11 protein-coding genes and 1 other annotated feature are annotated in these 12,102 nt (G+C 40.6%); of the genes, 7 read left to right on the top strand and 4 right to left on the bottom strand.

All coding sequences use genetic code 11. From position 1 onward, the window contains the following. Positions 1 to 478: 478 nt before the first annotated feature. Entirely contained in the window at positions 479 to 1,462 is a 984-nt protein-coding gene (gene guaC / locus FBF83_RS06365; protein ID WP_136946250.1) for a GMP reductase, read from the bottom strand. Between the two features lie 188 nt (positions 1,463 to 1,650). Between guaC and FBF83_RS06360 the strand changes: the two genes are divergently transcribed. The 5 genes from FBF83_RS06360 to FBF83_RS06340 all read left to right on the top strand — a co-directional run bounded on the left by FBF83_RS06360 (position 1,651) and on the right by FBF83_RS06340 (position 4,285). Continuing rightward, positions 1,651 to 2,076, top strand: coding sequence for a VOC family protein (locus FBF83_RS06360; protein ID WP_136946249.1), 426 nt, complete (start codon positions 1,651 to 1,653; stop codon positions 2,074 to 2,076). Positions 2,077 to 2,339: 263 nt separating this feature from the next. Further along, positions 2,340 to 2,771 (top strand): VOC family protein, encoded by a 432-nt coding sequence (locus tag FBF83_RS06355; protein WP_136946248.1) that lies wholly within the window; start codon positions 2,340 to 2,342, stop codon positions 2,769 to 2,771. Positions 2,772 to 2,817: 46 nt separating this feature from the next. Next, positions 2,818 to 3,219 (top strand): VOC family protein, encoded by a 402-nt coding sequence (locus tag FBF83_RS06350; protein WP_136946247.1) that lies wholly within the window; start codon positions 2,818 to 2,820, stop codon positions 3,217 to 3,219. A 145-nt stretch (positions 3,220 to 3,364) separates the two neighbouring features. Then, a complete protein-coding gene (locus FBF83_RS06345; RefSeq protein ID WP_136946246.1) occupies positions 3,365 to 3,934 on the top strand; it encodes a DUF4825 domain-containing protein in 570 nt (189 codons plus the stop codon). Positions 3,935 to 3,991: 57 nt separating this feature from the next. Next, a complete protein-coding gene (locus FBF83_RS06340; protein WP_136946245.1) occupies positions 3,992 to 4,285 on the top strand; it encodes a TIGR04104 family putative zinc finger protein in 294 nt (97 codons plus the stop codon). A 572-nt stretch (positions 4,286 to 4,857) separates the two neighbouring features. Here the strand turns inward: FBF83_RS06340 and FBF83_RS06335 are convergent. Further along, the gene (locus FBF83_RS06335) at positions 4,858 to 6,033 is read right to left on the bottom strand and encodes a S8 family peptidase (protein ID WP_136946244.1); all 1,176 of its coding nucleotides are present in this window, start codon (positions 6,031 to 6,033) and stop codon (positions 4,858 to 4,860) included. A 263-nt stretch (positions 6,034 to 6,296) separates the two neighbouring features. Next, positions 6,297 to 6,547: a binding site (T-box leader), on the top strand. Positions 6,548 to 6,618: 71 nt separating this feature from the next. Here FBF83_RS06335 and FBF83_RS06330 point away from each other — a divergent pair. After that, on the top strand, positions 6,619 to 7,848 hold the full coding sequence (locus FBF83_RS06330; RefSeq protein WP_136946243.1) for an MFS transporter: 1,230 nt from the start codon (positions 6,619 to 6,621) through the stop codon (positions 7,846 to 7,848). Between the two features lie 46 nt (positions 7,849 to 7,894). Here the strand turns inward: FBF83_RS06330 and FBF83_RS06325 are convergent, their stop codons facing one another. Then, entirely contained in the window at positions 7,895 to 9,349 is a 1,455-nt protein-coding gene (locus FBF83_RS06325) for an MDR family MFS transporter (protein ID WP_240687992.1), read from the bottom strand. 428 nt (positions 9,350 to 9,777) lie between these two features. Between FBF83_RS06325 and FBF83_RS06320 the strand changes: the two genes are divergently transcribed. After that, positions 9,778 to 10,371 carry a GrpB family protein gene (locus FBF83_RS06320; RefSeq protein ID WP_338109120.1) on the top strand — a complete coding sequence of 198 codons (594 nt, stop codon included), beginning with the start codon at positions 9,778 to 9,780 and terminating at the stop codon, positions 10,369 to 10,371. Between the two features lie 44 nt (positions 10,372 to 10,415). Here the strand turns inward: FBF83_RS06320 and FBF83_RS06315 are convergent, their stop codons facing one another. Further along, positions 10,416 to 11,927 (bottom strand): esterase/lipase family protein, encoded by a 1,512-nt coding sequence (locus tag FBF83_RS06315; protein ID WP_136946242.1) that lies wholly within the window; start codon positions 11,925 to 11,927, stop codon positions 10,416 to 10,418. Positions 11,928 to 12,102 lie beyond the last annotated feature (175 nt).

The following is a 12,102-nucleotide window of genomic DNA, read 5'->3' as shown; positions in this document are numbered from 1 at the left end:
TGAATTAATTTCCGCTCCAGGATGCTCGCTTTCCGCGGGGCGGGCGGTGAGCCTCCTCGGCGCACAAAAACGTTGCGCCTGTGGGGTCTCACCTGTCCCGCTAGTCCCGCAGGAGTCGAGCATCCTTCCGCTCCAATTAGCTAAGTGTGGCGAGTTTTTACTAAAATCCTTTCAAAAAACCTCTTCTAAAAAGACTCTTCTCGTCGACATTGTTGCTATAAGATTAGTGAATTAATTTCCGCTCCAGGATGCTCGCTTACCGCGGGGCGGGACGTTTGAGCCTCCTCGGCGCACAAAAACGTTGCGCCTGTGGGGTCTCACCTGTCCCGCTAGTCCCGCAGGAGTCGAGCATCCTTCCGCTCCAATTAGCTAAGTGTGTTTTTTTATTACACATTTTTTTCAAAACAACAATCTTTTAGAAGAGAATCTATAAAAAAAGCAGTGCTACTATAGCAACTGCTTTTCTCGTTATAAAATTCTAGTAAACTTTATCGCCATTAAATATGGAATTCTTCACAACGACATAATCTACCGTTCGAATGGATTCTAATTTGTCTCCACCTGAGTAAGAGATTGCAGATTGAAGATCTTGTTCCATTTCAATCAATGTGTCTTTAAGGGAGCCTTTGTGCTCAACAAACATTTTCTTGCCTTCCACGTTCTTCTTTTCCCCTTTTTGGAATTCAGAAGCGGATCCGAAGTACTCTTTGAAAAGCTTGCCGTCCTTTTCAAACGTTTCACCTGGAGATTCTTCATGTCCTGCGAACAGGGAACCAATCATAACCATTGATGCACCAAATCGTACGGATTTAGCAATATCACCATGCGTACGAATGCCGCCATCCGCAATAATAGGCTTCGTTGCAGCCTTCGCACACCAGCGAAGTGCAGCAAGCTGCCATCCACCAGTTCCAAAGCCGGTTTTAATCTTCGTAATACAAACTTTACCTGGACCAATCCCTACTTTCGTAGCATCGGCACCAGCGTGTTCTAATTCTCTCACTGCTTCAGGAGTTCCAACATTTCCTGCGATCACAAAGCTCTCTGGTAAGTGCTCCTTAATGTGTCCGATCATGTCAATCACCGCATTCGAGTGCCCGTGAGCGATGTCAATTGTAATGTAGTCGGGTGTGAGATTCTGTTCAGCTAATTGTTCGATAAATGCGTATTCTTCCGATTTCACACCAACACTAATCGAGGTGATTAAGTTACGCGAGTTCATATCTCTCATAAAATCAATTCGTTTCTCTGGTTCAAAACGATGCATTACATAGAAATATCCGTTTTGGGCTAAAGAAACAGCGACTGTTTCATCAATGATGGTCTGCATATTAGCAGGAACAACTGGTAGATTAAATGTATGTTTGCCAAGCGTAACAGAAGTATCACATTCTGATCGACTGTTTACGACGCATTTCGCGGGAATTAATTGAATATCTTCATAATCAAATACGTTTTCCATGAGAATCACTCCTAAAAACGAATAATACGTTTTATTTTAATTTGAATGTTCGTCCATTTGATAATTTACAGTATTTTTCTTTAGATGTCAAAGCATTTCTAAACTCCTGTGTGATAGAGAGACATGGAAGGATTTTAGGTAATAAAGGTTGAACAGTAACAGAGGAATGAAATTCAGGAGGAGATGGAATAGTGGGTAAGCTACTTAGAATTGGTACGACTTATATCCCTGTATCAAATGTAGAGACTTCCTCTGAATGGTATATTACAAACTTAGAAGCTGAGATGAGCTATATGGACAGTAGTAAAGCGATTCTTAACATCGCTAATCAAAGTCTCTTTTTGGTGAAAGCAAAAGATGATCAAAGCTCTAATTTCTATGACAATGAAGGGAATGAATGCTTTTCAATGACGTTTGAGGTCGATGGGATACAGGCTCTAGAAAGCATTCGAAACGAGTTTATTAAGAAGAAGATAAGAGTAGGAGATATTGAGAATAGAGGACACATTGGGCGGAACTTTGTATTCTATGATCTTGATGGTAATAAGTTTGATGTATGGAGTGAAGTGAGTCCTGATTTTAAAGAGAAGTACTTAGCTCCGAATCTTAATTAAAGGCTCTTTTCGTATACTTTGTTGCTATAAGAGTGAGGCGGTGAGCCTCCTCGGCGCACAAAACATTGCGCCTGTGGGGTCTCACCTGTCCCGCTAGTCCCGCAGGAATCGAGCGCCGCTCCATTCAGCCAAATTTGATTTTTTATACAAAAATTCTTTCAAAAGCAACAATCTATGAGAAAAGAGCCTAATTAAATGGGAGTAACTTATTTTTCAAGGGCCTTATCAAATGTATCGTTAATTCATTTATGAGGAGAGTATATATGTTTCGAGTTGGAAGTGTTTTTATACCTGTAACGGATTTAGAGGAAGCAAGTTCATGGTATGAGAAAAATCTTGGTGTGAGAAAAATTCAAGAGTGGGGAGAGGGATCTGAGAAAGGAATTGGTTATTATTTCTCAGATGGTTCTACGCAGTTAGGTTTAGTACAGGTTGAGAAAGTAGCGTCTTCTGAGTTTAATGTTAATGAAAATAAAAGAAATGCGTACTTCAATTTCTTAGTAGACGATATCCACAGTGTATATACTCAATTTAATGAAAATGGCGTGAGGACCACAGCTCTTGAGGAATTTGGTGGGATGACGTGCTTTGATTTCTATGACCTTGATGGGAATCCATTTAGTGTCGTGAACGAAGTGAAAGATTCACCTTTTCATACAGACCAAGTGATGAAGCTTCAGCAGAGTAAGATTTGAGGCTTTTCGTATGTGAAAGTTTTCCATTTTGAGGAGGAGATTCAGAATGTTTTCTGGCCTATGGATTAACCTACCAGTGAAAGACCTTGAACAATCAAAAGCGTTTTTCACAGAGATTGGCTTTTCTGTTCAAGCTGTTGGCGATGGCGTACGGGTTGTAATCGGCGATAAGGAATCGACGGTCATGCTTTTTGAAGAAAGCAGGTTTCAGAGTTTTACTCATCATGAAGTGAGGGATGCTGAGAAAGCAACGGAAGTGCTTTTCTCGATTGGGGCTAAAAGTAAGGATGATGTTGATTCGTTAATTAACAAAGTGAAACAAGCTGGGGGTAAAATCTATGGTGAACCTGCTGAAAGTGAAGGCTGGCTTTATGGGGCTGGCTTCGTAGACTTAGATGGTCATCGGTGGAATATTTTATACATGGATATGGAACGTATGCCTCAATAGATGTAGCGCTAAGTTAGGTTAATAAGGTCGAAAAAGGTAACTCTCGTATTCACGGGAGTTACCTTTTCCTATGAGTATGAAACTTTATGGTTTCTTCCCTCGTAAATGAGATATACATACGATTTTAGTAAGGAGAGAGTTTCAAATGGTCACAGGACATAAAGGAGTCATCTATGTCATGCTAGCAATCCTACTTCTTTCAGGTTGTTCAGTTGCGTCTCAAGATAAGCCAGATATTAAAGCAATCGAAGACGTTAAGATCGATGCTATTCTAGCGTATAGCGGTACGTATGTTGGTGATAATTCAAATAACTCCGCTTTGCTTCGCGAGTTAGCAGGTGGTGAGACGGTAAACCACCTGGATTTAACAGGTGAGAAGATCAGTGTGACGTATGGAGTTGATGAAAGTATTTCGCAAGAATCGTTTGACTCTCATTGGTTTAACGGACAGAATTCCGAACGTAAGAACTTCTATTTTAATGCGATCTATTTAACGATTCTAGTACCGAATGCTAAAGAATATAGTTTCAGAATAGAAGGTTCAGATGTGAGCGTAACGAGAGAACGAATGGTAGAAGTGCTTTCAAAGAAGTTTAATAAATTCCCTGAAGAGGGCGAGATATGGGATGAAAAGGTAGTCGAGGAATTCGTAAAAAGCCATCAAGATGAAATAGAAGAGATGGGTAAAAATGATGAGAAATACTTTGTGGAATGAAATGAATTAATTCGTAAGTAACTGAGTAGAAGAGAAAAGGTTTTGGGAGGGAATAGCATGCCAGTATGCCAAAATTGTGGATACGAATGGCGGTGGAGTGAATCGCTGAAATTAACATTCAACTATAAGTCTACTTGCCCAAACTGCAATAAGAAACAATACTTAACGCCCAAAGCGAGGAAACGTTCAAGTCTAACATCGATGCTTGTCCTTATTCCTCTTGCCTGTTCAATAGTAATCAATATGTCGCTTTCTTTTTACCTTGTATTTAGCTTGGTAATTTTCAGTATTACAATCCTTTTATCACCTATTTACATTCAACTAAGCAACGAGGATGAACCACTCTGGTAGGTGATCTAAGCAAGTTATTTCTTTAAAGTAGTTGATTTGCGCTCCAGGATGCTCGCTTTCCTTGGTGCGGGCGGTGAGCATCCTTCCGCTTCAATCAGCTAAGTATGGTTTTTTCACAAAACTTCTTTCAAAGACAACAATGTATTAAAACCTTCTAAAAATAACAATGGAATTCTGAAAAGGGAAAAGTGGGATGTATTTCCTTCACATTTTAAAATTGAAGATGAAAAAATGAACTACAAAGTAATACAAGATAATAGCTTTGCTACTCATCGCTAATTTATTGAAGTAGAAGGTGATCATAAAAATGTTTAAATCAGAGTGTCTTAATAGCTCGCTAAGAATAATGAGTTTATGGTCCGTTTTTATATTTGTCGTGTATCAGAATAGAGATACTTCAATAGTATTTACCGCTGACGGAAAGCCTGCAAACATGCTCATCTTTATTATAATTTTTGTTCTAACTGTAACTATAATGGAAATAAAAAAAGGAATTAGAAACGAATAGGAGAGCAACTAAATTAGAAAGAGGATGCCGGTACTTCAGCATCCTCTTTTACTAGTTTATTTCCTTAATACTGAACAGCATTTGCTGCGTTCACACGCCCGTTTTGGAATAGTGTACCTGTTCCAGTAACGTTATCTGCCGTCTCTTCAAGAGCTGTGCGAATTTCTGAAGCACTTCGGCCTTGTGCAGCTAATAGTCCTGCAACACCTGCTACAACTGGTGATGCCATAGAAGTACCGGATAGGTTGTCATAGCTATTACCAGGCATAGTAGAGTAGACGCTTGAACCTGGTGCAGCAATATCAACCCATGTTCCGTAGTTCGAGTAGAAAGCGATTGTATCGTTCTGATCTGTAGCTGCTACTGCGATTGCATTAGAGTAGTAAGCTGGATAGCTTGGCTTTGGTGAGCTTTCGTTACCAGCTGCTGCGACAACAACTGATCCTTTGTTCCAAGCGTAGTTAACAGCATCCTTCAATGTCTGAGAACCAAGTATGCCACCAAGGCTTAAATTAATAACCTGTGCACCTTGATCTGCTGAATAACGAATGCCCTGTGCGACGTCATCCAATGAACCACTACCACTTTCATCGAGTACACGCACAGCTAGAATGGAAGCGTTCGGTGATAGACCAGCGATTCCAATTCCATTATTCGTTTTAGCTGCAGCAATACCGGATACGTGTGTACCGTGGTAATGTTCATCCATCGGATCGTTGTCATTGTCCGCGAAATCATAGCCTTTGATGACCTTACCAGCAAGATCAGGGTGATTGTAATCGACGCCAGTATCAATAACAGCAATTTTCACTGAGGAATTGCTCTGAGTTACGTCCCATGCTTGCTCAGCTTTTACTTTTTGCGGAGCATACTGCTTTGTTTTGTAGAAAGGATCGTTAGGAACATAGTTAACGTGGAACATTGAGTTCGGCTCTGCATATTCAACAAGGCTATTTCCTTCGAGACCTTTAATTGCTTCAGTAACGGAACCGTTAACTTTTACGACCATAAATTCGTCTGTGGTTTCAATTACGTTGCCGCCAACCTTAGCAACAAGTTCTTTAGCATATGTAGATTTGACTGAATCTTTAAAATGAACGATTAGTTCTTGTGGAGCAAGTTGTTGCTCACTGGAATAACTAGGCGCTTCATTTCCTTCCAAATTTGTAGCTGAAGCTGGTAGAGCCACTGACATAAGTAGAGTTGCAGATGTAGCAAATGCTGCGAGACGCTTAAACATTCTTTAATCACTCCTCTAGTATATTCCCGAACAGTGATTTCTCTTCGGGTTAAGGAGAGGATTCAACAACTTTCTACATTGTCCTTTTGCACATCCGACAAATACTCAAAAATAACTAGTGAATTCGCAAGTGGAATTAAAAGTTTGTAGTTCAAAGTAACTGTTACTAGTTCAAATGATCTAGCCTTTTTTTTGGTTAGGAAAACAATTGATTTCAGAAAAGTGTTTACATTCATTCTGTCATTCTGGTAATCTATAACAAATTAAATGCGATGAAGAGAAGAGTAAATATCGTGATTCTTTACAGAGAGCTCCGTTAGCTGAAAGGGGGCAAGAATGATGGGATTGAAACAAGCCTCTGAGCTGTACATTGGAACCGAATTTGGGGATGGTGTAACGGGTGCTCCCGTTATAGAGCTAAGGTATAAGCAGTTAATGCCGTACCTGATAAGAGCCATGTGGTGACACATGACTAAACTGGGGTGGCACCGCGATAAGTAATCTCGCCCCCAGGACTACACGTCCTGGGGGTGAGATTTTTTTAATTGGTTTCAAATTACTTATTGCGATTGGAGGGAGCTTTTTATGAAAACGGTATGGAGAAATCCTGTCATCCTTTTATTTGGAATTGGAATTTCGAATATAGGAGGCTGGATTTATCACATTGCACTTAATTTAATTATTCTTGATCGAACGGGATCGGCACTTGCGGTGATAGGACTGTACTTACTTAAACCTCTCGCCATTCTTTTTACGAATGGATGGTCAGGAACGTTAATTGATAGGATGAACAAAAGAAGATTAATGATTGGACTTACGATTTTTGAAGCAACTCTCATTACCTGTCTTCCTTTTATACAATCAATTTGGATTCTGTATGGTTTCGTATTCGTGATTAATATGGCGAGTTCGGTGTTCCATCCAACTTCAATGACGTATATCACGAAGCTAATTCCAGTAAACGAGCGTAAACGATTTAACTCAATAAGAAGTTTAGTTGATTCAGGCGCTTTTGTTATCGGGCCAGCAGTAGCGGGATTACTGTTTATGATCGGAACGCCTACCGACGCTATTTTCATCAATGCAGCTGCTGTTCTACTAGCAGGATTTCTATTTTTCTTGTTACCTGATGTAGAGAAAGAGTGGATAACAAGAGTGACTTCAACTCCACTTTCACTAGCAACACTTAAAGAAGATTGGCGCGTTGTGTATCACTTTAGCCGAAGATCAAGATATGTGATTCTCATCTATTCTCTTTTCAGCGCGGTTACTGTGATGACATGGGGAGTGGATTCACTTGAAGCAGCATTTGCGATAGAAGTGTTGTTGTTAACAAATACAGAATACGGCTTCCTAGTTAGTGTAGCGGGAGCGGGGATCCTGATTGGTGCCATCATCAATGCGTTAGTCGTAAAGAAGGTATCGGACTCCTGGCTAATTGGGATTGGAGCTACGATTCTTGCATGTGGTTATCTGGTGTTTACGTTCTCTTCTAGTTTCACGATAGCTTCAATTGGATGCTTCGTCCTTTCTTTTTCGCTTGCTTTTATGAATACAGGTTTTTACACATTCTATCAAAACAATATTCCAGTTGACGTTATGGGGAGAATTGGGAGTCTATATAGCTTTGTCGAAGCGCTGTTTACCATACTTGTGATGGTAGCATGCGGGGTACTTGCTGAGCTGATTTCCATAAGGTTTAGTGTCGTTTCAGGATCGGTGTTGATGCTCTTCTTTGCTATCGGCTTGCTGATATGTGCAAATTCACCTTTTAAAATGAAGGCAATTCAAATGGAAAGAGTGAAAGAATCTTAATTGAAAAAAACGCTCAGCGCATATTGGCTGAGCGTTTTTCTATAGGTTACATATTCACTGTCTTAGCAGAACCTTCTTCCTCGCCGTGTTGGATGTCGTTAGAAACATTTTCTTCACCAGGACCATTCTTTTTGATATAAAACGTAAGAATCAATCCGATAACTGTAAGGGCAAGGATGACAAGGAAAGCCACGTTCACTCCATAAATATTAGGGTTCGAAATAGAAGGTTCCTGCTGCGCCGTTTGTGCTGTTGTTGTCATCACAGTAACTAGAATTGCTGTACCAACAGATGCGGCAACCTGGCGCATTGTATTATTCATTGCTGCACCGTGCGGAATGAGGTGCCTTGGCATTTGATTCAAACCAGCTGTCGTAACAGGCATCATCACCATCGATAAGCCAAACATCCGAATCGCATACATGACTGTTAAGAACATAATCGTTGTTGTTGTATCAAGGAATAAGAAGCCAAATGTCGCTGCAGTTACAATCGTTAATCCAACGATCGCAAGCACGCGTGCTCCAAATTTATCAAATATGCGACCTGTTAGAGGAGACATGAAAGCAACAATGACAGCACCCGGTAATAGGACTAATCCTGATTCAAATGCAGTGAAATCCCTCATGTTCTGCATATAAAGTGGAATCAATGTCTCCGCACCAATTAATCCAAGAAACATAATCATACCGATGATCGTTGTGATCGTAAAAATCTTATCTTTGAATACCCTGAATTCGAGCATAGGGTGCGACATTTTAAGTTGTCTTAGTATAAAAATGGTTAGTGTAATCGTTCCGATAAGGAGAACAACGATGGTTCTCGCACTATCCCAACCATAATTCCCGGCGCTTGTGAACGCATAAAGCAGTCCGCCGAAGCCGATCGATGAAAGAATAATAGAGATAGGATCGACCTTCGGATACGTAAGCTCAGTGACATTTCTCATAACAAAGCGGGCAATGATGAGAATGAGTATGGCTAGCGGTAGAATTGCCCAGAAAAGCAATCGCCAGGAATAGTTCGCTGTGATCCAACCAGACAATGCAGGTCCGATCGCAGGCGCGAATGAGATAACAAGACCAATGTAACCCATTGCTGCGCCTCGTTTGTTTACTGGGAATATCATCAGAAACACCGTTTGCATCAGTGGTAGCATAACTCCAGCTCCAGCAGATTGAATGACTCTACCCATAAGCAAGACGCCAAAGTTAGGAGCAATGCCACCAACAATTGTTCCGACTGCAAAGATGCCCATCGCTGACATAAACAGCTGCCGAGATGTAAATCGTTCAAGTAAGAATGCACTAATCGGAATCATAATGCCATTAACGAGCATGAACACCGTTGTTAGCCACTGTGCCGTGTTGGCCGTAATATTCATTTCCTCCATAATAGGAGGAATCGCTGTAATCATAAGGGTTTGATTCAATATTGTAATAAAGGACCCTGCCAGCAATAACGCGGCAATGAGTACTTTATTATAAGGCTGAGTCGTCAACTCGCAACCTCCTCTCATTTTTTTCGATTGGATCATTTTATAGAAAGCTAAATTCATAGACATAAGTTTTAAAAAAGGGGTCATTTTTTTACAATCAATTATCAAATTATACTCCTAAACATCTCAGCTTACAAACCTCTTGTTTGGAGCGCGAAATAGTCAGACAACGGAGGAGAAGCTGTTGGTTCGTCAGTAATTAGACTAACTCTAGTTAGCTAATAAAATTGAATTTTGGCCAATATATTTCGAATTTGGACAATATAAGTCGATTTTGGCTAATAAAAAGAAAAAGTGGACAATAAAACGGCTGCAAGCTCTCATTTTGCCTTTTTGAAGAGGGTGACTAGGAGGTACAGGACTGTCAAATCTAGAAGTTTATCAGGAGCGGAGCCTGGAAGGTGGTCTAGGTTTCACGGTGGCACTAGGTGATGAGCAAGTATTTGGAGTGGCTGGTTTATAGACAGCGCTGTTCAGACTTCGAGATTAACTGTGAGGTGAAAGATATGAGGAAAGTCGAGGTTCACGACTATAAAGAAGTTTGGTTGGAAATGTTTCAACTTGAAGCACAGAAATTGGAGCGGATTCTAGGAGAGAATGTTATTGAGATTCACCATATCGGTAGTACAGCTGTAAGTGGAATGAAGGCAAAGCCGATCATCGATCTTATGCCAGTTGTAAAGGATCTAGCGCTTGTTGATTCGAAAAATGAGCAGATGAAAGAGATTGGATATGAATCGAGAGGTGAGAACGGAATAAAAGACCGTCGCTATTTTCAAAAAGGTGGCGATAATCGCTCGCATCACGTTCATGTATTCCAAACTGGGAATCCAGATATAGACCGTCATCTAGCGTTTCGAGATTACTTAAGCGAACACCCCGTAGATCACAAACGCTATAGTGAAAAGAAAGAGGAGCTTGCCAATATGTATCCTTTTGAAATGGAGTCATATATTGAAGGCAAAGATTTCTTAGTTAAAGAGATCGAAACGAAAGCGCTAGAGTGGTATCGAAAGAGGGAATAAAATAATAGAAATCCAGGCGTCTTGAGCCTGGATTTCTGTTTCATTTAAGGCTTATACATTTTTCCATTCTGATCGACGTACATCGTATAAAGGATGGTTCGCTCGAACTGTTCGCCTTTTTCTGTATCTCCCTTTACGTCCACCATAATGTGATACACGCCTTCTCCTGCATTTTTAATTGGAAATGATTCGAGAGAGTTGAATTTCTTTTCGGAAATCTTCTTTTGTTTTGTTTTTCCATTCTTGCTGTACTGAATGACAATGTCGCCGCTAATGGACTTACGATCAACTTTTGTTGGATCAACCTGAAGCTTAACCTCTTTCTTAGAGGTTGCTTCAAGAGTGAGATCATTATTTAGTTCACTTTCATAGGCTACCTGCATTAAGTAACTTTCTTTCTTAGGCTGGTTCACCGTTACTTTCCACGTTCCAGCATCAGGCGAAGGGACGCTCATTTGATGATGAGCAGCGCCTTGAAACATTCCTTTATCTTTTGTTTTTGCCATATTTGTATAGGTCTGATTGTTAGGTCCTTCAAGGGTAATGACGGAATCCATATTCTGACTCATCCAATCGAATGCAATGCTTTTCGTGTTCTCTTCCACTTCGAAAGTTTCCACCTTACTTCCAGTAAACTCGCCGCCACGGATAAGGACATTCGCTTCTTGATCGTCCTCTGGTGCAATGGCTTTAGGTTGAAGTGATGCAAATGCAGGAACGGCCTTTGTTAAATAAGGCTGGAATAAGTTGAAGGTAGTGCTTCCGTTTTTAATAGTAAAGTGATCCCATTTGCCGATGCGAATCTCATTTCCATAAGAAAGCCTAGAGCTAGTGACTGTCACAGCCCCATCGTTTGAGCCATATTGTCTAAGATATAGTCCACCCCAGTATAAAGAACCTCCGAAGCTACCCCAATCCGTTCCACCAAAAGTGTAATAAGGTGTAAGTGACGCTCTTGAATTGGAATCGGTAACTGAGCGAAAATAGCTCATATAACCGGTTTGAAGTGAGTAAGTTGCATCATTCCGATTGCCAATAATAGCCGCAAGCCACCCGGCCCAGTTGGTATAAGCTAAATCAGCTAGCTGTGAACCGTGGTGTGGAGTAGAAAGCGTAATAACTTTCTCCACATACTTCTCAGCATTGGAATGAACAATAGCAGCCTGGGTATCCACGCCTCCTTTACTATGGGTTACAAGGATCATTTTCTTTCCAAAGTACGCATACATTTCGGAAAGCTTATTAGCAAGGAGCTGTCCGTTATCCCACATGTTTTTCGTAGGATATAGGTCAATGAATGCTGTTTGATAGTTCTCGTTGTATGTGATCTCATCCATGTCGTTCTGATCAATCCAGATGTTTGAGGAACTGTTTAATCCATGAACAAATACAATTGGTAGTGAACCCGCTTTAACTGATACAGGTTGATCGCCGATATACCATTCTCCTGGCGTCCCAGTAGCATCCCCTTTGCCGAGAATTCCGGCGTGAGCTTCATTGAGCGACGGTGCAAATAAAAGAACCAAAACGAGCAAAGACATCAACCATTTTTTCATAAAACCCTCCCATAGTTTTGTTTAGTGTCTTGTCACCATAACTATAGGAATATTCTGACTTTTAAGCAAGGAACTATTTAGCTATATTTTCCATTTGGTAAATAGGTACATAGCATCGATTTAACTGTAGTTTCGACAGGATTCCAAGTTAGTAATGTTGAAAATAACGATAAAG

Origin of the sequence: Guptibacillus hwajinpoensis (genome assembly GCF_005144865.1) — a bacterium.
Classification (GTDB): domain Bacteria; phylum Bacillota; class Bacilli; order Bacillales; family Guptibacillaceae; genus Guptibacillus; species Guptibacillus hwajinpoensis_A.
Note: the sequence above shows the minus strand (reverse complement) of the source record. Positions and strands in the feature narration are given on the sequence as shown.

Excerpts from the sequence above, each read along its gene's own strand:
- FBF83_RS06345 (WP_136946246.1), top strand. The coding sequence starts at position 3,365 with ATGGTCACAGGACATAAAGGAGTCATCTATGTCATGCTAGCAATCCTA.
- FBF83_RS06350 (WP_136946247.1), top strand. The coding sequence starts at position 2,818 with ATGTTTTCTGGCCTATGGATTAACCTACCAGTGAAAGACCTTGAACAA.
- FBF83_RS06320 (WP_338109120.1), top strand. The coding sequence starts at position 9,778 with ATGAGCAAGTATTTGGAGTGGCTGGTTTATAGACAGCGCTGTTCAGAC.
- FBF83_RS06340 (WP_136946245.1), top strand. The coding sequence starts at position 3,992 with ATGCCAGTATGCCAAAATTGTGGATACGAATGGCGGTGGAGTGAATCG.
- FBF83_RS06315 (WP_136946242.1), bottom strand. The coding sequence starts at position 11,927 with ATGAAAAAATGGTTGATGTCTTTGCTCGTTTTGGTTCTTTTATTTGCA.
- FBF83_RS06335 (WP_136946244.1), bottom strand. The coding sequence starts at position 6,033 with ATGTTTAAGCGTCTCGCAGCATTTGCTACATCTGCAACTCTACTTATG.
- FBF83_RS06355 (WP_136946248.1), top strand. The coding sequence starts at position 2,340 with ATGTTTCGAGTTGGAAGTGTTTTTATACCTGTAACGGATTTAGAGGAA.
- guaC (WP_136946250.1), bottom strand. The coding sequence starts at position 1,462 with ATGGAAAACGTATTTGATTATGAAGATATTCAATTAATTCCCGCGAAA.
- FBF83_RS06330 (WP_136946243.1), top strand. The coding sequence starts at position 6,619 with ATGAAAACGGTATGGAGAAATCCTGTCATCCTTTTATTTGGAATTGGA.